15 protein-coding genes are annotated in these 22,501 nt (G+C 71.1%); 10 read left to right on the top strand and 5 right to left on the bottom strand.

The window, feature by feature from the left end:
• Positions 1-16: 16 nt before the first annotated feature.
• From RI138_RS07520 to RI138_RS07485, 8 genes are all read left to right on the top strand, one after another.
• Positions 17-1,036 carry a carbohydrate ABC transporter permease gene (locus RI138_RS07520; RefSeq protein WP_311119276.1) on the top strand — a complete coding sequence of 340 codons (1,020 nt, stop codon included), beginning with the start codon at positions 17-19 and terminating at the stop codon, positions 1,034-1,036.
• A complete protein-coding gene (locus RI138_RS07515) occupies positions 1,033-1,911 on the top strand; it encodes a sugar ABC transporter permease (protein WP_096627633.1) in 879 nt (292 codons plus the stop codon). Before RI138_RS07520 ends, RI138_RS07515 begins: the two co-directional genes overlap by 4 nt.
• A gap of 112 nt (positions 1,912-2,023) precedes the next feature.
• Positions 2,024-3,748 carry a glycoside hydrolase family 13 protein gene (locus tag RI138_RS07510; RefSeq protein WP_311119275.1) on the top strand — a complete coding sequence of 575 codons (1,725 nt, stop codon included), beginning with the start codon at positions 2,024-2,026 and terminating at the stop codon, positions 3,746-3,748.
• Positions 3,733-4,791, top strand: coding sequence for a LacI family DNA-binding transcriptional regulator (locus tag RI138_RS07505; protein ID WP_311119274.1), 1,059 nt, complete (start codon positions 3,733-3,735; stop codon positions 4,789-4,791). Before RI138_RS07510 ends, RI138_RS07505 begins: the two co-directional genes overlap by 16 nt.
• 361 nt (positions 4,792-5,152) lie before the next feature.
• A complete protein-coding gene (locus tag RI138_RS07500) occupies positions 5,153-6,880 on the top strand; it encodes a carbohydrate-binding module family 20 domain-containing protein (protein WP_311119273.1) in 1,728 nt (575 codons plus the stop codon).
• 94 nt (positions 6,881-6,974) lie between these two features.
• Complete coding sequence (gene pulA, locus RI138_RS07495; RefSeq protein WP_311119272.1) at positions 6,975-12,302, top strand: pullulanase-type alpha-1,6-glucosidase; 5,328 nt, start codon at positions 6,975-6,977, stop codon at positions 12,300-12,302.
• Between the two features lie 180 nt (positions 12,303-12,482).
• Positions 12,483-14,606 carry an ATP-binding protein gene (locus RI138_RS07490; RefSeq protein ID WP_311122816.1) on the top strand — a complete coding sequence of 708 codons (2,124 nt, stop codon included), beginning with the start codon at positions 12,483-12,485 and terminating at the stop codon, positions 14,604-14,606.
• A 116-nt stretch (positions 14,607-14,722) separates the two neighbouring features.
• The gene (locus RI138_RS07485) at positions 14,723-15,427 is read left to right on the top strand and encodes a DUF2470 domain-containing protein (protein ID WP_311119271.1); all 705 of its coding nucleotides are present in this window, start codon (positions 14,723-14,725) and stop codon (positions 15,425-15,427) included.
• Here the strand turns inward: RI138_RS07485 and RI138_RS07480 are convergent.
• From RI138_RS07480 to RI138_RS07470, 3 genes are read right to left on the bottom strand one after another with little or no spacing between them, the layout of a single operon-like run.
• Positions 15,424-16,167, bottom strand: a complete 744-nt coding sequence (locus tag RI138_RS07480) for a TetR/AcrR family transcriptional regulator (protein ID WP_311119270.1) — start codon at positions 16,165-16,167, stop codon at positions 15,424-15,426. The two genes, RI138_RS07485 and RI138_RS07480, sit on opposite strands and share 4 nt — an antisense overlap.
• A gap of 35 nt (positions 16,168-16,202) precedes the next feature.
• Complete coding sequence (locus tag RI138_RS07475) at positions 16,203-17,276, bottom strand: PDR/VanB family oxidoreductase (RefSeq protein ID WP_311119269.1); 1,074 nt, start codon at positions 17,274-17,276, stop codon at positions 16,203-16,205.
• A 3-nt stretch (positions 17,277-17,279) separates the two neighbouring features.
• A complete protein-coding gene (locus RI138_RS07470; RefSeq protein ID WP_311119268.1) occupies positions 17,280-18,185 on the bottom strand; it encodes a metal-dependent hydrolase in 906 nt (301 codons plus the stop codon).
• 91 nt (positions 18,186-18,276) lie between these two features.
• Between RI138_RS07470 and RI138_RS07465 the strand changes: the two genes are divergently transcribed.
• Positions 18,277-19,065: a class I SAM-dependent methyltransferase gene (locus tag RI138_RS07465; RefSeq protein ID WP_311119267.1), complete on the top strand. Its 789-nt coding sequence runs from the start codon at positions 18,277-18,279 to the stop codon at positions 19,063-19,065.
• 27 nt (positions 19,066-19,092) lie between these two features.
• Positions 19,093-19,593 (top strand): hypothetical protein, encoded by a 501-nt coding sequence (locus tag RI138_RS07460; protein ID WP_311119266.1) that lies wholly within the window; start codon positions 19,093-19,095, stop codon positions 19,591-19,593.
• 33 nt (positions 19,594-19,626) lie between these two features.
• On the opposite strand, the gene RI138_RS07455 is transcribed toward RI138_RS07460, so the two are convergent.
• Both RI138_RS07455 and glnII read right to left on the bottom strand, forming a co-directional pair.
• Complete coding sequence (locus RI138_RS07455; RefSeq protein ID WP_096631714.1) at positions 19,627-21,174, bottom strand: DUF1996 domain-containing protein; 1,548 nt, start codon at positions 21,172-21,174, stop codon at positions 19,627-19,629.
• A 279-nt stretch (positions 21,175-21,453) separates the two neighbouring features.
• On the bottom strand, positions 21,454-22,488 hold the full coding sequence (glnII, locus tag RI138_RS07450) for a glutamine synthetase (protein ID WP_096631709.1): 1,035 nt from the start codon (positions 22,486-22,488) through the stop codon (positions 21,454-21,456).
• Positions 22,489-22,501: the final 13 nt, after the last annotated feature.

The raw sequence follows: 22,501 nt of genomic DNA, 5'->3' as shown, positions 1-22,501 counted from the left end.
GAAGGTTGGCCGACTGATGGCTGTCCACACCAGCCGGTCGGTGGTGAAGGCCGCGGGCGGGAACACCGCCCGCGGCCGGAGCCGCGGTACTGGCACCCCACCACCGAAGCCCGGCCGTTTCCGGCGGGCCCTGTCGGTCCACTGGTACGCCTGGGCCATGGTCGCCCCGGTCGTCATCGTGATCGGCGTGATCATCGGCTACCCGCTGGTCCGCGGTATCTACCTGTCGATGACCGACGCCACCGAGCGCAATGTCGCCCGCTCCATCGGCGTCAACGAAGTGCCCGCCACCTACGAGTTCGTCGGCATGGACAACTACGTCGACGCGCTGTCCGGCTCGCAGTTCCTCGGTACGCTCGGCTGGACACTGGTGTGGACGGTCTCCTGCGTGAGCATCACGTTCGTGCTCGGCATGGGCCTCGCCAACATCCTCAACCGCCGCATCGTCGGGCGCTCCGCCTACCGCATGGCGCTCATCCTGCCCTGGGCCATCCCCGGCTTCGTCTCGGTGTTCGCCTGGCGCTTCCTCTACAACGAGGACCGCGGGATGCTCAACCAGATCCTCGGCGGGGCCGGGATCGACGGCATCCCGTGGCTGAACGACCCCACCTGGGCGAAGTTCTCCGTGATCGCCGTGAACGTGTGGCTCGGCATCCCGTTCATGATGGTCGCCCTCCTCGGCGGCCTCCAGTCCATCCCCTCCGAGCAGTACGAGGCGGCCGAGATGGACGGCGCGACCGCCTGGCAGCGCTTCCGCCACATCACACTGCCCGGACTGCGCCCGGTCTCCACCACGGTGATCCTGCTCTCCACCATCTGGACCTTCAACATGTTCCCGGTGATCTTCCTGCTGACCCGCGGCGGACCCGGTGATGCGACCCAGATCCTGGTGACCCAGGCGTACAAGTTCTCCTTCGAGATCAGCCCGCGCGACTACGCCCAGTCCTCCACGTGGGGCGTGCTGATCCTCGTCCTGCTGATGATCTTCGCCGTGATCTACCGGCGAGTCCTGCGCACCCAGGGAGACAACTGGTGAGCACCGCTACCGACACCTCCGCGCGCCACGCCGTGCCCAAGGTCCGGCTCCGCGGCGAGCGTTCGGCCCTCGCCTCGGTCGGGCTGCACCTCACCCTGATCGTCGCCTCGGTGATCGCGGTCTTCCCGGTGCTGTGGGTCCTGCTGACCTCGCTCAAGCCCGCCAAGTACGCGACCACCACGGACTTCTTCCGCGAGACGACGTTCGTCAACTACACGAACCTGATCCGCGACACCGAGTTCCTCAACTGGTTCGCCAACTCCGTGATCGTCGCCGGGCTCTCCACCGCGATCGGCGTCTTCGTCTCCGCCACCACCGGCTACGCCGTCAGCCGCTTCCGCTTCCCCGGCAAGCGCGGGCTGATGTGGACGCTGCTGATCACCCAGATGTTCCCGGTCGCCGTCCTCATCGTGCCGATCTACACGATCATGTCGAAGCTCGGACTGCTCAATCAGCCCGCCGGGCTCGTCATCACCTACCTCACCATCGCGGTGCCGTTCTGCTCCTGGATGATGAAGGGCTTCTTCGACACCATCCCGCGCGAGATCGATGAGTCGGGCGAGGTCGACGGCCTCACCCCGTTCGGCACCTTCTGGCGGCTCGTCCTGCCGCTGGCCAAGCCGGGCCTCGCGGTCACCGCGTTCTACTGCTTCATCACCGCCTGGGGCGAGGTGGCCTACGCCTCCGCGTTCCTGGTCGGCGACGAGAACCTCACGCTGGCCGGCGGACTCCAGAAGTTCGTCAACCAGTACGGAGCCCAGTGGGGCCCGATGACCGCAGCCTCCGTCCTCATCGCCGTCCCGGCCGCCCTGGTCTTCCTGTTCGCGCAGAAGCACCTGGTCACCGGCGTGTCCGCCGGAGCCGTCAAGGGCTGAGGAACCTCCTGGACACCAGTACCCGCACGCACCACCGCACCCGTCACGGCGGCGTGGGAACCCCGACCCGGTCACCCTGCGCCGCCCCCCACCCCGACACCCCAGGGACGACATGACCCAGCACCTCGCTGCCCCCTCCACCGGCACGTCCGACGACGCCCCGGGCCACCGCACCGGCTGGTGGCAGGACGCGGTGATCTACCAGGTCTATCCACGGAGCTTCGCCGACGGCAACGGCGACGGCATGGGCGACCTCGCCGGCGTCACCGCCCGCCTGCCCCACCTGAAGGACCTGGGCGTCGACGCGGTCTGGCTCTCCCCCTTCTACGCCTCCCCGCAGGCCGACGCGGGCTACGACGTCTCCGACTACCGGGCCATCGACCCGATGTTCGGCAACCTGCTGGACGCCGACGCGCTGATCCGCGAGGCCCACGGCCTGGGCCTGCGCATCATCGTCGACCTGGTCCCCAACCACTCCTCCGACCAGCACGAGTGGTTCAAGCGCGCCCTGGCCGAGGGCCCAGGCTCCGCCCTGCGCGAGCGCTACCACTTCCGCCCGGGCAAGGGCGCCAACGGCGAACTCCCGCCCAACGACTGGGAGTCCATCTTCGGCGGCCCCGCCTGGACCCGCACGGCCAACCCGGACGGCACCCCCGGCGACTGGTACCTCCACCTCTTCGCCCCCGAACAGCCCGACTTCAACTGGGAGCACCCGGCCGTCGCCGACGAGTTCCGCTCCATCCTGCGCTTCTGGCTCGACATGGGCGTCGACGGCTTCCGGGTCGACGTCGCCCACGGCCTCGTCAAGGCCGAGGGCCTGCCCGACCTCGGGGCCCACGACCAGCTCAAGCTGCTCGGCAACGAGGTCATGCCCTTCTTCGACCAGGACGGCGTCCACGAGATCTACCGCAGCTGGCGCACCATCCTGGACGAGTACCCGGACACGATGGGGGCCCCAGGGCCTTCCTCGGAGGGGCGGCGGGTGACGGGCGGGCGGATCGCCGTCGCCGAGGCGTGGACCCCCACCGTCGAGCGCACCGCCAACTACGTGCGCCCCGACGAGATGCACCAGGCCTTCAACTTCCAGTACCTGGCGACCGCCTGGGACGCCGAGGAACTCCGCAAGGTCATCGACGTCTCGCTCGACGCGATGCGCCCCGTCGGCGCGCCCACCACCTGGGTGCTCTCCAACCACGACGTCACCCGGCACGCCACCCGCTTCGCCAACCCGGCGGGCCTGGGCACCCAGATCCGCACCCCCGGCGACCGCGAACTGGGCCTGCGCCGGGCCCGCGCCGCCAGCCTGCTGATGCTCGCCCTGCCCGGCTCCGCCTACGTCTACCAGGGCGAGGAGCTCGGCCTGCCCGACGTCACCGACCTGCCCGACGACGCCCGCCAGGACCCCTCGTTCTTCCGTGCCGAGGGCCAGGACGGCTTCCGCGACGGCTGCCGCGTCCCGATCCCGTGGACCCGCGAGGGCAGTTCGTACGGCTTCGGCGACGGCGGCAGCTGGCTCCCGCAGCCCGCAGGCTGGGGTGAGCTGTCCGTCGAGGCGCAGACCGGCGTCGAGGGCTCCACCCTGGAGCTGTACCGGGCCGCCATCGCCGCCCGCCGGGAGCACCCGGGCCTCGGCGCGGGCACCGATGTCGAATGGCTCCAGGCCCCCGAAGGCGTCCTCGTCTTCGCCCGCCCCGGCTTCGTCTGCACCGTCAACACCACCGGCACGCCCGTCCGTATCGCCGCCCGTGGCCGGGTGCTGCTCGCCAGCTCCCCGGTCACCGTGGACGGCGCCGAGGCCGAGCTGCCCGCCGACACCACGGTGTGGTGGACGGTGTGACACTGCCCGCGGCCAGGGCCACCGCCGGACCCCGCCTCTCCGACATCGCCGGACAGGCGGCGGTCAGCGAGGCCACGGTCAGCCGGGTCCTGAACGGGAAGCAGGGCGTCGCGGACTCCACGCGTCAGCGGGTGCTCGCGGCGCTCGACATCCTGGGCTACGAACGGCCCGTACGGCTGCGGCAGCGCAGCGCCGGGCTGATCGGCCTGGTGACGCCCGAACTCACCAACCCGATCTTCCCGGCGTTCGCCCAGTCCGTCGAACAGGTGCTGGCCGGGCACGGCTACACCCCCGTGCTCTGCACCCAGGTGCCCGGCGGGGCCACCGAGGACGAGCTCGTCGAGCAGCTCGTGGAGCGGGGCGTCGGCGGCATCGTCTTCCTGTCCGGGCTGCACGCGGACACCTCCGCCGACCCGGGGCGGTACGCCGCGCTCACTGAGCGCGGCGTACCGTTCGTCCTGATCAACGGCTACAACGAGCGCATCAGCGCCCCGTTCGTCTCGCCCGATGACAACGCTGCCGTGCGGATGGCCCTCGGGCACCTCGCCGATCTCGGCCACCGCCGGATCGGCCTGGCCATAGGCCCGCAGCGCTACGTCCCCTCGCGCCGCAAGCGCGACGGGTTCGTGGAGGCGGCCGTCTCCGTGCTCGGCATGGACCGCTCCGAGGCCGAACTGCTCGTCTGCTCCACGCTGTTCAGCGTCGAGGGCGGCCAGGTGGCGGCGGGCGCCCTGCTGGACGCGGGCTGCACCGGCATCGTCTGCGGCAGCGACCTGATGGCCCTCGGCGTGGTCCGCGCCGCCCGGGGGAGAGGCCTTGAGGTGCCGCGCGACGTCTCGGTCGTCGGCTTCGACGACTCGCCGTTCATCGCCTTCACCGACCCGCCGCTGACCACGGTCCGCCAGCCCGTGCAGGCGATGGCATCGGCCGCGGTGGGCGCGCTGCTGGAGGAGATCGGCGGGAGCCCGGTGCAGCGCACCGAGTACGTCTTCCAGCCGGAGCTGGTGGTACGCGGCTCGACGGCGGCGGTACGCGGCGGCTGACCGGAACACCGACACGTACAGGAGAGGCACCAGGAGTCGGCCCAGGGAGGGCCGGCGGGGAGTTTCAGCGACTCCGGGCGCCTCTCCTTGTCGTGACCGGAGTCGCATGCAACGTAACAGGCCCGCAATATCTTGCGAAAGGCCTTGCAGCAAGAAATCGCGAAGGAAACTGGCTTGTTTCGCCGGTGTGAGCGGGAGATGTCCAAAGGGTTGACCGGTGCCTGGCGGCCTCGTACGGTCTGGTCCGCGGCAAGGTTTGCATTCTTGCAGCAAGAACCTTCAGGAGCCTTGAGGGCATGGCGCGTTGCCGGCTGAGGCTGCACCGTCCCCCGCGTTTCCCCCACCCGCAGGAGGAAAAGACATGGCACGCAGACCCCTGTCCGCCGCCCTCGCCTTCGTGGCCGGCGCCGCTGCCGCCCTCGTCATCCCCACCGGATTCGGCACCGCACCCGCCGCGCAGGCCGCCGCTCCGGGCGACAGGGACGTCACGGCCGTGATGTTCGAGTGGAAGTTCGCCTCCATAGCCAAGGCCTGCACGGACACCCTCGGTCCGGCGGGCTACGGCTACGTCCAGGTCTCGCCGCCCCAGGAGCACATCCAGGGCGGCCAGTGGTGGACCTCCTACCAGCCCGTGAGCTACAGGATCGCCGGTCGCCTCGGCGACCGGGCCGCTTTCAGCGCCATGGTGAACACGTGTCACTCGGCGGGCGTGAAGGTCGTCGCGGACGCCGTCATCAATCACATGGCGGCGGGCGACGGCACCGGCACCGGAGGCTCCGCGTACACGAAGTACGACTACCCGGGCCTCTACTCCGGCAGCGACCTCGACGACTGCCGGGCGGAGATCACCGACTACAACGACCGCGCCAACGTCCAGAACTGCGAACTGGTCGGCCTCGCCGACCTGGACACCGGCGAGGACTACGTACGCGGGAGGATCGCCGGTTACCTCAACGACCTGCTCTCCCTCGGCGTCGACGGCTTCCGGATCGACGCGGCCAAGCACATGCCCGCCGCCGACCTCGCGAACATCAAGTCCCGGCTGAGCGATCCGAACGTCTACTGGAAGCAGGAGGCGATCTTCGGAGCGGGCGAGGCCGTATCGCCGTCCGAGTACCTCGGCACCGGTGACGTCCAGGAGTTCCGGTACGGGCGGAGCCTCAAGCAGGTCTTCCTCCACGAGAACCTGGCCCACCTGAAGAACTTCGGCGAGGGCTGGGGCTTCATGGAGTCCGGCAAGTCCGCCGTCTTCGTCGACAACCACGACACCGAGCGCGTCGGCGACACCCTCAACTACAAGAACGGCTCCGCCTACACCCTCGCCAACGTCTTCATGCTGGCCTGGCCCTACGGCTCCCCGGACGTCCACTCCGGCTACGAGTTCAGCGACCACGCCGCCGGACCGCCGAACGGCGGCCAGGTGAACGCCTGCTACAGCGACGGCTGGAAGTGCCAGCACGACTGGCGCGAGATCTCCTCCATGGTCGGCCTCCGCAACGCCGCACGCGGCCGGGCCGTCACCGACTGGTGGGACGACGGCGGCGACCGGATCGCCTTCGGCCGGGGCGACAAGGCGTACGTCGCCATCAACCACGAGGGCTCGGAGCTCACCCGGACCTTCCAGACCTCACTGCCCGCCGGGGACTACTGCGATGTGCAGTCCGGCAACGGGGTGAGCGTCGACGGCTCCGGCCGGTTCACCGCCACCGTCCCGGCCGGAACCGCCGTAGCCCTGCACGTCAACGCCCGGACCTGCGGGGGAGGGGGCTTTGACCCGGACCCCGGCGACGGCCCGTCCGGCGCCTCCTTCGGCGTCAGCGCCACCACCCAGCCCGGCCAGAACATCCACGTCACCGGCGACCAGGCAGCCCTCGGCAACTGGAACCCGGCCCTCGCGCCGAAGCTCGACCCGGCCGCGTACCCCGTCTGGAAGCTGGACGTGAACCTGCCCGCCGGGACCTCGTTCGCGTACAAGTACGTCCGCAAGGACGGCGACGGCAACGTCACCTGGGAGAGCGGCGCCAACCGCACCGCCACCGTCCCGGCCTCCGGGAAGGTCACGCTGACCGCCGACGTCTGGCGCGGCTGACCTCCTGACGAACGCGCGGGCCGGTGACCGACGTCACCGGCCCGCGGTCCACCCTCCGCAAGCCCTCCTGACACCAGCCGAGGAGCACCCTCCCGTGTCCCGAACCTCCCTCAGGCGAGGGGCGGTGGCCGCCCTGTGTGTGGCGCTGCTGCCCGTCGTCCCGGCGGCCTCGGCCGCCGCATCGCCCCGTCCGCCGTCCCCTCCCTCGGATGCCGGGCTCGCCCGTGAGGCGGCCCGGCACGACCTCACCCGTGAGCAGTTCTACTTCGTGCTGCCCGACCGGTTCGCCAACGGCACCACCGCCAACGACCGCGGCGGGCTGAAGGGTTCACGCCTGGAGCACGGCTTCGACCCCACCGACAAGGGCTTCTACCAGGGCGGCGACCTCAAGGGCCTGACGTCGAAGCTCGACTACATCAAGGGCCTCGGCACCACCGCCATCTGGCTGGCGCCGATCTTCAAGAACCGCCCGGTCCAGGGCACCGGCAAGGACGCCTCGGCGGGCTACCACGGCTACTGGATCACCGACTTCACCCAGGTCGACCCGCACTTCGGCACCAACGCGGACCTGGAGCGGCTGATCGACAAGGCCCACGCCAAGGGGATGAAGGTCTTCTTCGACGTCATCACCAACCACACCGCCGACACCGTCGACTACGCGGAGAAGGCCTACGGCTACAAGCCGAAGGGCGCCTTCCCCTACCTCAGCAAGGACGGCCGCCCCTTCGACGACCGCGACGGCGTCAGGAAGGTCGACCAGGACTCCTTCCCGTACACCCCGGTCCAGGCCCCGGGCGCCGGCAGGAAGGTCCCGTCCTGGCTCAACGACCCCACCATGTACCACAACCGAGGCGACTCGACCTGGGCCGGGGAGTCCAACGAGTACGGCGACTTCTCCGGCCTCGACGACCTGTGGACCGAGCGTCCCGAGGTCGTGAAGGGCATGCGGAAGATCTACGAGAAGTGGGTCCGCGACTTCGACATCGACGGCTTCCGCATCGACACCGTCAAACACGTCGACCTGGACTTCTGGACCCAGTGGGCCACCGCGCTCGACGCCTACGCGGCCGAGCGGGGCCGGGACGACTTCTTCATGTTCGGCGAGGTCTACTCCGCCGACACCGAGATCACCTCGCCCTATGTGACCCGGGGCCGTCTGGACTCCACCCTCGACTTCCCGTTCCAGGACGCCGCCCGGCAGTTCGCCTCCCAGGGCGCCCCCGCCGACCGGCTCGCCTCGGTGTACGCGAACGACTACCGCTACACCACGGACAAGGCCAACGCCTACGAGCAGGTCACCTTCCTCGGCAACCACGACATGGGCCGCATCGGGACCTTCCTCAAACAGGACAACCCGAAGGCCGACGACGCCGAGCTGCTGAAGCGGGCCCGGCTCGCCAACGAGCTGATGTTCTTCGGGCGCGGCAACCCGGTGATCTACTACGGCGACGAGCAGGGCTTCACCGGAGCGGGCGGCGACAAGGACGCCCGCCAGACCCTCTTCGCCTCGAAGACCGCCGACTACCTCGACGACGACCAGCTCGGCACCGACCGCACGCACGCTTCCGACGCGTACGACACGAAGCACCCCGTCTACCGCTCGATCGCCGCGCTCTCCAAGCTCACCAAGAAGCACCCGGCGCTGCGCGACGGCACCCAGATCGAGCGGACCGCCGAAGGGGCGGAGGGCTCGGTGTACGCCGTCTCGCGCATCGACACCAGGCGCCCTTACGAGTATCTCGTCGCCTCCAACAACGGCACCAGCCCGAAGGAGGTGCGGCTCGCCACCGAGTCGTCCGGCATGAACTTCCTTACGCTGTACGGTGGTTCAGGCACCATCCGTAGCGGCGCGGACAAGGCGGTCACCGTCACCGTGCCCGCCCTCTCCAGTGTCGTGCTCCGGGCGGACAGGCGTGTGGGCGCCCCGGCCGCCAAGCCCGCGATCACTCTGAAGGCCCCGGGCGCCGGAGCCACCGGCACGGTCGAGATCGCCGCCGACGTGGACGGCGGACAGCTCAACCGGGTCGTCTTCGCCGCCCAGGTGGGCAACGGCAAGTGGCAGACGCTCGGCAGTGCCGACCATGCCCCGTACAAGGTCACCCAGTACCTCGACGACTCGGTGAAGGCGGGAACGCCGTTGCGCTACAAGGCCGTTGTCGTCGACCGCACGGGCCGGACCTCCAGCGCCCTCGCCTGGACCACCGCCGGTCAGGCCCCGCCGCCCGGGAAGCCCGTCGCCGTCGAGCGGGACCGGGCCGTCGTCCACTACCAGCGCGCCGACGGCGACTACGAGGGCTGGCAGCTCAAGTCCGGTGACAGGGCTGCGGAGTTCATCGGGCGCGACGCGTTCGGCGCGTTCGCCTGGCTCGACCTGGAGGAGGGCGCGGACTCGGTCCCGTACACCGTCGAGAAGAACGGCGTGGCCGACGGCCCGGAGCGGACCGTCGACCTGTCCATGACCGGGCAGGTATGGGTCGAGCAGGGCAAGGACGAGCAGGCGGTCGAGGCCCCCGAGGCCCCGCCGCAGGACACCGCCAAGGCGGTCCTCAACTACCACCGCCCGGACGGGAATTACGACGGCTGGGGGCTCCACGCCTGGGCCGGGGCCAAGGAGCCCACGGACTGGTCGAAGCCGCTGATGCCGGCGAGAAAGGACGCCTACGGCGTCACCTTCGAGGTGCCGCTCGCCGAGGGGGCCACCTCGCTCAGCTACATCCTCCACAAGGGCGACGAGAAGGACCTCCCCAGCGACCAGTCCCTCGACCTCACCACCTATGGTCACGAGGTCTGGCTGCTCGGCGGCAAGCCCGGCTACCTCCTCCCGCAGATCGGCGGCGGCCCGGCCCCCGACCTGTCGAAGGCCCAGGCGCAGTGGGTCGACGCGGACACCGTCGTCTGGAAGGTGAAGGCCACCGACGCCACCAGCCAGCAGCTCGTGTACGCGAAGAAGGGCGGCATCTCCGTCGTCGACGGGGCGCTGTCCGACGAGGGCCGGTGGCTGCGGCTCACCCCGGCCGCGCTGAGCGATGGGCAGAAGGCGAAGTTCCCCCATCTGAAGGACTATCCGGCCTTCACCGTCGACGCCCGTGACCGGGACCGCGTCCGGGAGTCCCTGCGCGGCCAGCTCATCGCCACCCAGCGCGCCGCCAACGGCGCCCTGCTCGCCGCCACCGGCGTCCAGACGGCGGGCGTCCTGGACGACCTGTACGGGAAGCACGCGGCCTCCGCCGAACTCGGCCCGGTCTTCCGCAAGTCCCGGCCCACCCTCTCGGTGTGGGCCCCGACCGCCCGGACCGTCTCGCTCGAACTCGGCGGCCGTAAGCACCCGATGAAGCGCGACGGGCGCACCGGCGTCTGGTCGGTCACCGGGAAGAAGAGCTGGCGGGGCAAGCCCTACCGGTACGCCGTCACCGTCTGGGCGCCCTCCGTCCAGAAGCTGGTCACCAACAAGGTCACCGACCCCTACTCCACCGCCCTGACCGCCGACTCCGCCCGCAGCCTCGTCGTCGACCTCACCGACCCGAAGCTCGCGCCGCGCGGCTGGTCCGGCCTGGAGAAGCCCGCCGCCACCCCGCTGCGGGACGCCCGGATCCAGGAGCTGCACGTCCGTGACTTCTCGATCACGGACCGCACGGCGAGGCACCCGGGGGAGTACCTGGCCTTCACCGACACCCGCTCCAAGGGCATGCGGCACCTGAAGAAACTGGCCGACTCCGGTACGAACTACGTCCACCTGCTGCCCGTCTTCGACATCGGGACGATCCCGGAGAAGAAGGCCGACCAGGCCAAGCCCGCCTGCGACCTCTCCGTCTACGCCCCCGACTCCGAGGAGCAGCAGGCCTGCGTGAGCAAGGCCGCCGCCAAGGACGGCTTCAACTGGGGCTACGACCCCTTGCACTACACCGTCCCCGAGGGCTCGTACGCCTCCGACCCCGACGGCACCCGGCGCACGGTCGAGTTCCGGCGGATGGTCCAGGGCCTCAACCGGGCCGGGCTGCGCACGGTCATGGACGTCGTCTACAACCACACCGTCGCCTCCGGGCAGGACGACAAGTCGGTGCTCGACCGCATCGTGCCCGGCTACTACCAGCGGCTCCTGGAGGACGGCACCGTCGCCACCTCCACCTGCTGCGCCAACACCGCGCCCGAGAACACCATGATGGGCAAGCTCGTCGTGGACTCGGTCGTCACCTGGGCCAAGGAGTACAAGGTCGACGGCTTCCGCTTCGACCTGATGGGCCACCACCCGAAGGACAACATCCTCGCCGTCCGCAAGGCGCTGGACGGGCTCACGCCCGCGAAGGACGGCGTCGACGGCAAGAAGATCGTCCTGTACGGGGAGGGCTGGAACTTCGGGGAGATCGCGGACGACGCCCGCTTCGTCCAGGCCACCCAGAAGAACATGGCCGGGACCGGCATCGCGACCTTCTCCGACCGGGCCCGCGACGCCGTGCGCGGCGGCGGCCCCTTCGACGAGGACCCCGGCGTCCAGGGCTTCGCCTCCGGCCTCTACACCGATCCCAACTCCTCCCCGGCCAACGGCACCCGCGCCGAGCAGAAGGCCCGGCTGCTGCACTACCAGGACCTGATCAAGGTCGGTCTCAGCGGCAACCTCGCCGACTACACCTTCACCGACACCTCCGGGCGTACGGTCAAGGGCTCCGACGTCGACTACAACGGGGTCCCCGCCGGATACGCGGCCGTCCCCGGCGACGCACTCGCCTACTCCGACGCCCACGACAACGAGACGCTCTTCGACACCCTCGCCTTCAAGCTCCCGGCGGGGACCACGGCCGCCGAGCTGGCCAGGGCCCAGGTGGTGGCGATGGGCGCCTCCGTCCTCTCGCAGGGTCCCTCGCTCTCCCAGGCGGGCACCGACCTGCTGCGCTCCAAGTCCCTGGACCGCAACTCCTACGACAGCGGCGACTGGTTCAACGCCCTGCACTGGGACTGCCGCGACGGCAACGGCTTCGGCCGGGGCCTGCCGCCCGCCGCCGACAACCAGGACAAGTGGCCGTACGCGAAGCCGCTGCTGGCCTCGGCCGGGACGATCGCACCCGGCTGCGCCCAGATCGAGGGGGCGTCCGCCGCCTACCGCGACCTGCTCACCATCCGCAGCACCGAGAAGGAGTTCTCCCTGAGCACCACCGGCCAGGTGCAGTCGGCCCTGTCCTTCCCGCTCTCCGGTCCCGCCGAGACCCCCGGTGTGATCACCATGCGCCTGGGCAGTCTGGCCGTCGTCCTCAACGCCACCCCGGAGACCGCCACCCAGCGGCTCGCCGCACCGGCCGGGAAGACGTACGCGCTGCACCCCGTCCAGGCGAAGGGTGCGGACCTTACTGTCAAACGAGCCAGGTACGACGGGAAATCAGCCACTTTCACCGTCCCGGGACGCACGGTGGCCGTCTTCACTCTGCGCTGACCTCCGACGGCACTACGGTGACGGCAGACGTCGGCGAAGGAGCCGCGACAGCCGTCCCGGTCCGCCCGGCCGGTCCCGCTCTCCCGTCGGGGGAGGCGGGACCGTGCCGGTTCGCGCGGCAGGAGCCCCGACCGGGGCGGTCGGCCCACCGACGCCCCCTGCCCCAGCGTGCGGACGGTGATGATGACCAAGGTGGGATACCTTCCCGAGGAGATGAGCAGCTTCGTCGGGAGGCGGTCCGAACTGGCCCGGCTGCACACCGCGTTGACCACCCGGCGGATGACCACCCTGATCGGCCCCGGCGGCGTCGGCAAGACCCGGCTCGCGCTGCGGGCCGCCCGCGCCGTCGCCGACGGCTACCCGGACGGCGCCTGGTGGGCCGACCTCTCCCCGCTCTACGGCGACGGGCTGCTGCTCCCCACCGTCTCGGACGCCGTCGGGCTCGCCGACCACACCCTGCGGATGCCCGTCGAGGCGCTCTGCGAATGGCTCAGTGACAAGCGGCTCCTGCTGGTCCTCGACTCCGCCGAACACCTCCGGGGCCCCTGCTCCCACCTGCTGGCCGAGGTCCTCACCACCTCGCCCGCGCTGACGGTCCTGGTCACCAGCAGGCAACCGCTGGGCACCCGGGGTGAGTACGTCGTCGAGGTGCCGCCGCTCCCGGTCGACGGCGCCCCGGACGCGCTCCAGCTCTTCGCCGACCGGCTGCGCGCCGCCGACCCCCGCGCGGGTCTCGACGGCCCCGGGGACGAGGCGGCCGCCGCCGAGATCTGCCGCCGCCTCGAAGGCATCCCGCTCGCCATCGAACTGGCCGCGGCGGGCATCGGCCGCCACACCGTGGCCCAGCTCGCCGACCGCATCGGCTCCCGCTTCGGCGTACCGGGACCCGGCCGGGGCGGCCCCGGAGTGTCCGGCGGCATCGGGGCCGTCCCCGGCCTCGGAGCCTCCCGGCTCGACCTCCTCGCCGACGAGTCGGTCTGGCCCCGTCGGCACCGCACCCTGCGTACCGCCATCGGCTGGTCCCACGAGCTGTGCTCCCCGCTCGAACGCCTCCTCTGGGCCCGCCTCACCCCCCTGCGGACCGACTTCGACGAGGAGGTCGCCCGCGAGGTCTGCGCGGGCGGCCCGCTCACGCCCGAGGACGTGGACCGGGCGCTCCAGGGCCTGGTCGCCCAGTCCGTCGTCCAGCGCGACGGCCGCCGCTACCGGATGCTCGACACCCTGCGCGAGTACGGCCGGATGTGGCTCGTCGAACTGGGCGAGGAGCACGCGGCGGCCGAACGGCACGCCGCCAGCTTCCTCGGCCTCGCCCGCCGTGCCCACGAGGGCTGGAGCGGCCCGGACCAGGTGTCCTGGTACCACAAGGTGTCCGACACCCACCTCGACCTGTGCGCCGCTCTGGAGCACCTGCTCGCCCACGACGTCGCCGGGGCCCAGGAGATGGCGGGCCGGGTCGGCTTCTTCTGGGCCTGCTGCGGCCATCTGTCCGAGGCGCGCCACTACACCCAGCGCGCCCTGGACGCGGGCCCCGTCGACGGTCCCCACCGGACCCGGCTGCACTGGGTGCTCGGCGTCGCGGCGCTGCTCCAGGGCGACTTCGCGACCGCCGAGAAGTACGGTGCGCTCTGCACGGCGATCGCCCTGTACGACCGGGACGAGGAGGGCATGCTCGGCGCCACCTACCTCTCCGGTCTCACCCAGCTGATGACCGGGCAGCCCGAGGCGGCCCTGGAGGCGGCCGAACGTGTCCTGCGGATGACCGGGAACGTCCCCGCGGACTCCGCCCACCGGCTGCGCTGCCACCTGATCACCGTCTTCGCGCTCACCGCCCTGGGGCGGCTGGCCGAGTCCGAGGCGGCCGCCACCGCGCTGCGCAGGTCCTGCGAACGCGGTGGCGAGTTCTGGACCCGCTCCTACGCCGACTACCAGCTCGCCCTGATCGCCCTGCTCCGGGGCGACCCCGAGGCCTCCGCCGCGCACGCCCGGGCGATGCTCGCGGGCAAGCACCGGCTCCGCGACAGCTTCGGCATCGCGCTGGGCCTGGACATCCTGGCCGCCGCGATCGCCGCCCAGGGGGCGGGGGCGCAGGCCGCCCGGGTCTACGGCACGGGACAGGCGTACTGGCGGATGGTCGGCCACCCCCAGCGCGGCACGCCCGAGCTGGGGCCGGTCCGCGAGAGGTGCGAACGCCAGGCGCGGGCGGCCGTCGGCGACGAGGCCTACCAACGCGCCTTCGAACGCGGTCAGTCGGACAACGCGGAGGTCGGACTCGCGGCCGCCCTGCGCACCGAGCTCCAGCTCTGACCCGGCTGTGGGGGTGTCCGGTGTCCCCGGACTACCCGCCCTCTCGGCATTGTGGGTAAGGTTAGGCATACCTAAGTATCCACTTGGGTCTCGTTGACTGCCCCTGGAGAACTCGGATGCGTCCCTTCAGCCCGCGCGCCACGCAGCCGACCCGCGCCGAGCGCGTCCGGTCGATCCTGACCGTCGCCCACTCCATGACGGTGGTCAGCGACGGCCTGCACACCGAAGTCCGCCGCCTCGACGGCACGGGGGCGATGGGCCACATCCACCTGCACGCCCCGAACGACGGCGGTCACGCGCCGTCCGCCGAACGGGTCCCGGCCCGCCTGGAGTTCACGGACATCGCCCCCGCACCCGTACGCGACCGGCTGCGCGCCCGCGTCACGGTCACCGGGCTGCTGTCCGCCCCGTACGGCAACGACACCGAGCAGTCCACCTGCATGGAGTTCGGCCAGGCGGTCCTGGAGGACGCCGAGGGGCGCACCTTCGTCACCCTGGAGGAGCTGGAGGAGGCGGAGACCGACCCGATCGCCGCCTGCGAGGCGGGGATGCTCACCCATCTGGTGGACGACCACGCCGAGCTCGTCCCGCTCCTGCTGCGCCTCGTCCGCCCCCGCCCGGAGCGCGGCATGACCCGGGCCGTGCCGCTGGCGATGGACCGTTACGGGGTGACCCTGCGCCTCGAATACCCGAGCACCCACCAGGACGTCCGGCTGCCGTTCCCCCGCCCGGTCGCCGAGATCGACCAGGCGGGCCCGCAGATCCACGCCCTGCTGGCCGCCGCCCGCCGCGTCTCCCACCGCAACGGGCTGCCCGCCTAGCGGGTGGTGTCGTCGGGGGGCGGCAGGCGCTGCGCCGGGACCGCGGGTACATCCGGGGCGAGAGCGGAGAGCCGGGCCAGCAGATCCCCGAACGGACCGTCCACCGGCTCCTGGGCCAGCACCCGCAGCACGATGCCCGCCATCTCCTGGTCGTACGCGGCGCTGACGGCGGCCAGCGCGGCGAAGTCGTGCACCAGCTGCATCTCCAGCTCGGCGCGCGGGATGCGCCGCCCGTCCAGCCAGATCAGCGCCGTGGACTCGGCCAGCGAGACCCAGGAGCGGACCACCAGCTCCAGCCGTGCGGGCGGTTCGGCCACCCCGAGATGCGTGACGATCTGCTCGTACGCGGCCTGCCGCACCTCGTCGATCATGGCGTTCGCCGTCGAGGAGCCGACCGCGGGCCCGCCGCGCATCAGCGCCGAGAACCCGGGGCCGTGCTCGTCGACGAAGTCGAAGAACCGCCCCATCACCCGCGACAGCCGTGCGCCGAGGGGGCCTTCGAGGGGCTCAAGGAAGCGGGCCGCCAGCTCGTCGGCGGCGCGCCGCAGCGCCGCTTCGTACAGGCTCTGCTTCCCGGGGAAGTAGTGGTAGACCAGCGGCCGTGAGATCCCCGCGGCGGCGGCGATCTCGTCGATCGACACGTCCTCGGGCGAGCGGCGGCTGAACAAGTCCAGCGCGACGCCGATCAATTGCTGCCTGCGCTCGTCGACGCCCATCCTGCGCCGCACCCCGGTCGTCATGCGAACAGCCTATCCGGGGCGCGGCAGCACAGGCCCTAGAGGTCCAGCACCAGGCGCTCGCCCCGGCAGCGCGAGACGCAGATCAGCATCGAGTCGCCCCGCTCGTCGTCGGTCAGCAGCTCGTCCCGGTGCTCGACCTCGCCCTCCAGTACGCGCTGTTGGCAGGTTCCGCAGAAGCCCTGCTCGCAGGAGTACGGGACATGGGGCAGCTCCGCGCGGACGGCGGCCAGCACCGACTGCCCGGCCGCGACCGGCACGGTTCGCCCGCTGCGCCGCAGCTCCACCTCGAAGGCCGACGAGTCCACAGGGTCCCCGCCCGTCGTCGCCGAGAACCGCTCCAGGTGCAGCGTGCAGCCCTCGGGGAGCGCGGCGGTGACGGCCTCCATCAGGGGCTCGGGCCCGCAGCAGTAGACCGCCGTGCCCGGGGCGAGCCCGGTCAGCGCCGCGGTGACGTCCGGGTGGCCCGCCTCGTCCTGGGCGACGACCGTGACCCGGCCCCCGCCGAGCTTCTCGATCTCCTCCAGGAACGGCATGGAGGCCCGCGACCGTCCCCCGTACAGCAGCCGCCAGTCGGCCCCCGACGCGGCCAGCGACCGCAGCATCGGCAGGACCGGGGTGATCCCGATGCCGCCGACGACGAAGACGTAGGCGGGGGCATCGGTCAGCGGGAAGCGGTTGCGCGGCCCGCGCACCTCGATCTCCAGGCCCTCCTGGAGCTGTTCGTGCACCTCCCGCGAACCGCCCCGGCCGTCCGCCATCAGCCGGGTCGCCACCGTGTACCCAACGGTGTCGTCCGGGTCGCCGCACAGTGAGTACTGCCGTACCAGACCGGACGGCAGCACCAGGTCCAGATGCGCGCCGGGCTGCCAGCGCGCCAGGCCGGACCCCTCCAGTCGGAGTTGGACGACGTCCTCGGCGATCACCGTCCGTCCGGTGATCAGCAGCCGGCGGATCGTCGTCGACCGCCGCTGGGAATGGCCCGACACCGGCTCGGGCAGGGCGGGCAGCGGCCACAGCGGAGACCGGGCGATCCGGCGTTTCAGAGCCCGCCGGGTGAGCAGGGCGGCGCCGGTGACGAGAGCGACGGTACGCAGACGGGGCAGAGCCATGGGTCAGGAGCTTCCCGTCGTACGGGCCTCGGCGGCGAGCGCCGCGGGCGAGTGGGCGAGGTAGTCGACGGCCTGGGCCGTACTGCCTTCCTGCGATGGGTGGTAGGAGCGGCTGAGATAGCTCGGCACGGACCGCAGGATCGCTCCGGTGCTCGGCAGCGTGCCCTGCCTCCCGCTCGCGTGGAACGCCTTGAACGTCGCTTTGCCGTCCAGCAGGCTCGGGTCGTTCTCCATGAAGAACCGGGTCCCGCGCTGCCAGAGGAACACCAGCGCGGAGAAGGCCGCAGCCCAGGTCCGCACCCGCCGCCGGTAGCCGCCGTCGACGTGCATGAAGACGTCGAAGGCCACCGACCGGTGCTCCACCTCCTCCGCGCCGTGCCAGCGCAGCAGGTCCAGCATGGTCGGGTCCGCGCCCCGCCGGTCGAGCGCCTCGGCGTTGAGGATCCAGTCGCCGAGGAAGGCGGTGTAGTGCTCGATCGCCGCGATCATCGCCACGCGCTCCATCAGCCACCACTTGGACGCCCGCCCCGGCGGCAGGGTCCGGTCCCCGAGCAGCTTCTCGAAGAACCAGTCGACCTGCGCGGTGTACGGGGTCGGGTCGAGGCCCAACTCCCGCAGATGCGGCAGCACATCGTCGTGCGCCTGCGAATGTACGGCCTCCTGCCCGATGAACCCGATGACGTCCTCGCGGAGCCGGTCGTCGCGGATGTACGGGAGGATCTGCCGGTAGACGTGGATGAACCAGCGTTCTCCGGCCGGGAGCAGCAGGTGGAGCACGTTGATGGTGTGCGTGGTGAAGGGGTCGCCCGGCACCCAGTGCAGGGGGGTCTGCTCCCAGGCGAAGGACACCTTGCGGGCCTTGAGGGGCGTCCGCTCCGACGCGACCGCCGCTGGCTGCGTGTTAGACATGGTGTCAATGTACTGACGGGTACCCGGGGGGACCAGAGGCGTGCACGGAATTCCCCGCACGGACGCGGGGGGCCGCGCGATGATCGCCCGTATGACGAAACCAGTGACGAAACCAGTGACGGGGCGGGTGCCGAAACCCGTGCAGGCGCGATCCTTCGACGCCGTGGCCGCCGCCTATGACGCGAACCGTCCCTCCTACCCGCCCGCCCTGTTCGACGCCATCGAGGACCTGGCCGGACTGCCGCTCGCCGGAGCCCGGGTCGCCGACGTCGGGGCCGGTACGGGGCTCGGTACGGCACGGCTGTGCGAGCGCGGGGCCCGGGTCACCGCGGTGGAGCCGGGCGACGGGATGGCCGAGCAGTTCCGCCGGAGCCTGCCGGACGTCCCCGTGGTCCGGGGCGACGGGAACAGCCTGCCGCTGCGGACCGGCTCCGTGGACCTGATCACGTACGCCCAGGCCTGGCACTGGACCGACCCGGCCCGGTCCGTCCCCGAGGCGCGCCGGGTGCTGCGGCCGGGCGGGGCGCTCGCCCTGTGGTGGAACGACGCCGACCCGTCCGCGCGGTGGCTCCTCGACCAGGAACGGCGGCTGCGCACGTTCTTCGGGGCGGAGATACCGGCCGCCCCGGACGACCGGGCCCGCTTCCGGGCCGCGCTGCCCGACGGGATTGGTTTCCGCACCCGGCAGGTGGCGTGGAGCCGCCGTGTGCCGCTGGAGGTCCATCTCGGCAACCTGGCCACCCTCTCCGACTTCCTGATCCGTGAACCGGCGGCGGTCCGCGACTACTTCGACCGCGAACGGGCCCTGCTGGCCGCCCTGTTCCCCGACGGCGAGGTCGAGGAGGCGTATGTCGTGAGTCTCGCCGTAGCTCACCCCTGAGCCTGCTTTCGGGTGCAGGATGGGCCGATGGCGACGACACGATCGGACGGGCGGGGCGGACCGCGAGCCGGGGCCGCCGTGGTGGCTCTGGCGGGGCTTCTGGTCCTGGCCGGGTGCAGCACGGAATCCGCCGACGACGGCGACGGCAGCGGCGGCCGGGAGCGGCCCACGCCGCCGCCCGCCGCGGCGGGCACCCTGGAGGAGCTGGCGAAGAAGGCGGGCTGCGACCCGAACGTACAGACCGACGCCGAGGAGCTCCGCCAGGCCAACTGCACTACGGGCGACGGGCGTTACGTACTGACCACGTTCGCCACCGACCGCGGCCAGCGGGAGTGGATCAACGAGGCCAAGGACTACGGCGGCTCCTACCTCGTAGGACGGCAGTGGGTGGCCGTCGGCGATCCGAAGGTGGTCGCAGCGCTGCGCGGCCGGCTCGGGGGGACGGTGGAGACCGCCTCGCCTCACCACTCGGGGAACAGTGGCGGAGGGGGGAGCGAGGACGGGCACTCCGGTCACCACGGGAGCTGACCGCGCAGGTTCACGGGGGCCGTACGCGCCGCGTCAGCGGCAGCGGCGGCCGTCGTTGATGCACCGCACCATCTTCTTCATCAGCCGGTCGTCGAAGACGTTGATGAAGTCACCGTGATCGGTGATGGGCTTGTGCAGCTGCTCGGGAAAGGAGTCGACGGCGAAGCCGGGACCGGGCGGGACGTCGTAGACAACGCGCTGCACCAGCTGCGGCACGGCCCGGAAGCCGCTCGGGCAGCGCCCGTTGTCCTGGGCGAACGCCACATGGGTGCGATGGTTGGCGCTGTCGGTGTTCTGTCCGTCCCAGCAGCTCTGGAAGGCGAACGTGCGCACCACCTGACTGCCTTCGGGGCAGATCGGATACTTGTCCTTGAGCTGACGGTCCTCGAATCCGGTGCAGCTCCACGAGGCGTTGGCATTGGCGTCGCCGTTGGTGAACGCCTTCGCGTCCCCGGTGATGATCCGCAGGAAGCGCGGCATCGCGGTGACCTTCCCGACGGGTGAGCCGACGAACTTCAGCGTGACCTCGGAGGGCGTCTGGATCTCCCCGACGTTCTGGTCCCGGCCGCCGCCGTCGGCGTTCACGTCGTTCTCGTCCTGCCCGTTCTGGAGCCGCAGGACGGGCCAGTAGTAGGTGGAACGGTCGCCCTGGTTGCGGCAGGTGGTGGCGCCGTTCGCCAGATCGTCGTCGCTGGCGAACGCGTCGTTGGCCTGGTTGCCGACGTAATCGTGCATATGGTGCGCGCCGTTGCTCACGCCGGGCGCGACGATGACGTTGTCAGGGTTGAACTTCCCGTTCTCATTACGGCCGCAGTCGGTGGTGAAGGTGCCCCGGGAGGCGTTGCGGCGCTTGCGGGGCCGCTCGACATTGGGCTGGACGGACTGGATATCGACGAAATCGGCGGCCACGGGACCGTTGCCGCCCTGCCCCTGCCCGGAACCTTCCCCTTGGCCGGGATCCCGGCCCGGGTCCTGGCCGGGGTCCTGCCCTTGTCCTCCGTACTGTCCTTGCCCGGCGTTCTGCCCCTGATTCTGGCCCTGGTCCTGCCCCTGGCCGTCGTCATCGCCACCGCTACCGCCGTTGCCGCCCCCGCCTCCGGGGCGGCTGTCGTCGGCGCGCAGGCTGCATCCGGCGAGGCTGTCCAGCCCGCCAGGCCGCTCCGCGACGCGCCCGATCGCGGTGCCGATGCGGTCGAGGCTCGCGGCCCGCTTGCTGCGCAACGGCCCGAGCACGGCGTTCTCGGCCAGCCCGGGATCGCGGGCTATCTGCTCCTTCCGGTCGGCGAACTGCCGGTAGGCATCGGTGATCTGGGTATCCATCGCCGCGAGTTCACGGTCGACCTCGCTCCGGACCCGGTCCGGCACCTCGGCCAGTCCGTTCACGGCTTCGGGGCAGACGATGGTGGACAGCTGGCGGCCTGCGTTCTGCGTCCGGGTGGGCGGAGAACCAGACGGTCCTTCCCCCGCGGAGGCGTAGACATTGACCGCGACCAGCCCACCTCCCCCCAGGATCAGGGCGGCGGAGGCGGCAATGGCCCGGTTCGCCAGCGTGGAACGTTTCTTGTGGGATGTGCGTCGCATGGGACTCCTCTGCTTCGAGGGAGAAGCGTGACGTCCCATACGGACGGGCCGAGCGGTCCGTTCAGAGCCCGGGCCGATTCGTGGGAACCTCCAGCCGGAAAACCGTCCGGGTCCTCAGCTCTCGGGCCGACGCACTCTGATCCGCCTCGCCCCGCACGGCGTCGACCCATCGGCCCGGTCCGCCGAGGGCTTCGACCTGCTGCGTGATCACGCACGAGGGGCCCGCCGGAGAACAGAACCGGCGGGCCCCTCATGCGTACACGGCTGCGGCGGGACGGATCAGACCTGGTCGGCCTTCTCCAGCGCGGTGCAGCAGGTGTCGACGATCAGCCGTGTGACGACGTACGGGTCGACGTTGGCGTTGGGGCGACGGTCCTCGATGTACCCCTTCTGGTCCTGCTCGACCTGCCACGGGATACGGACCGAGGCGCCGCGGTCGGAGACGCCGTAGCTGTACTCGTTCCAGGGGGCCGTCTCGTGCAGGCCGGTGAGCCGGTCGTCGATGCCCGCGCCGTAGTTCTTGACATGGTCCATCGGCTTGGAGCCCTCGCCCAGCGACTCGCACGCGGTGATGATCGCGTCGTAGCCCTCGCGCATCGCCTTCGTGGAGAAGTTGGTGTGCGCGCCCGCGCCGTTCCAGTCGCCCTTGACCGGCTTGGGGTCCAGGGTCGCGGAGACGTTGAAGTCCTCGGCGGTGCGGTAGAGCAGCCAACGGGCCACCCACAGCTGGTCGGAGACCTCCAGCGGGGACAGCGGGCCCACCTGGAACTCCCACTGGCCGGGCATGACCTCGGCGTTGATGCCGGAGATGCCGAGCCCCGCCTTGAGGCAGTTGTCGAGGTGCTTCTCCACGATCTGACGGCCGAAGATCTCGTCGGCGCCGACGCCGCAGTAGTAGCCGCCCTGCGCGGCCGGGAAGCCGCCCTCGGGGAAGCCGAGCGGCCGGTGGCCGTCGAAGAAGGTGTACTCCTGCTCGATGCCGAAGACCGGGGCCTGGCCCGCGAACCGCTCGGCCACCGGACGCAGCGCGGCCCGGGTGTTGGACTCGTGCGGCGTCATGTCGATGTTGAAGACCTCGCACAGGACGAGGACGTCGTCACCGCCGCGGATCGGGTCCGGACAGGTGAAGACGGGCTTCAGCACCCGGTCGGAGGCGTGACCCTCGGCCTGGTTGGTGCTGGAGCCGTCGAAGCCCCAGATCGGGAGGTCCGCCACGTCCTGCGACGGCGTGCCGTCCATGATCTTCGTCTTGGAACGAAGCTTGGCGGTCGGCTCGGTGCCGTCTATCCAGATGTACTCAGCCTTGAACGTCACGGACGCCATCCTT

This window comes from Streptomyces durocortorensis (genome assembly GCF_031760065.1).
Taxonomy (GTDB): Bacteria; Actinomycetota; Actinomycetes; order Streptomycetales; family Streptomycetaceae; genus Streptomyces.
This window is presented reverse-complemented; position numbering and strand designations above follow the sequence as displayed.

Excerpts from the sequence above, each read along its gene's own strand:
- RI138_RS07480 (WP_311119270.1), bottom strand. The coding sequence starts at position 16,167 with ATGACGACCGGGGTGCGGCGCAGGATGGGCGTCGACGAGCGCAGGCAG.
- RI138_RS07490 (WP_311122816.1), top strand. The coding sequence starts at position 12,483 with ATGATGACCAAGGTGGGATACCTTCCCGAGGAGATGAGCAGCTTCGTC.
- RI138_RS07475 (WP_311119269.1), bottom strand. The coding sequence starts at position 17,276 with ATGGCTCTGCCCCGTCTGCGTACCGTCGCTCTCGTCACCGGCGCCGCC.
- RI138_RS07510 (WP_311119275.1), top strand. The coding sequence starts at position 2,024 with ATGACCCAGCACCTCGCTGCCCCCTCCACCGGCACGTCCGACGACGCC.
- RI138_RS07520 (WP_311119276.1), top strand. The coding sequence starts at position 17 with ATGGCTGTCCACACCAGCCGGTCGGTGGTGAAGGCCGCGGGCGGGAAC.
- RI138_RS07470 (WP_311119268.1), bottom strand. The coding sequence starts at position 18,185 with ATGTCTAACACGCAGCCAGCGGCGGTCGCGTCGGAGCGGACGCCCCTC.
- RI138_RS07485 (WP_311119271.1), top strand. The coding sequence starts at position 14,723 with ATGCGTCCCTTCAGCCCGCGCGCCACGCAGCCGACCCGCGCCGAGCGC.
- RI138_RS07460 (WP_311119266.1), top strand. The coding sequence starts at position 19,093 with ATGGCGACGACACGATCGGACGGGCGGGGCGGACCGCGAGCCGGGGCC.
- RI138_RS07500 (WP_311119273.1), top strand. The coding sequence starts at position 5,153 with ATGGCACGCAGACCCCTGTCCGCCGCCCTCGCCTTCGTGGCCGGCGCC.
- RI138_RS07455 (WP_096631714.1), bottom strand. The coding sequence starts at position 21,174 with ATGCGACGCACATCCCACAAGAAACGTTCCACGCTGGCGAACCGGGCC.
- RI138_RS07465 (WP_311119267.1), top strand. The coding sequence starts at position 18,277 with ATGACGAAACCAGTGACGAAACCAGTGACGGGGCGGGTGCCGAAACCC.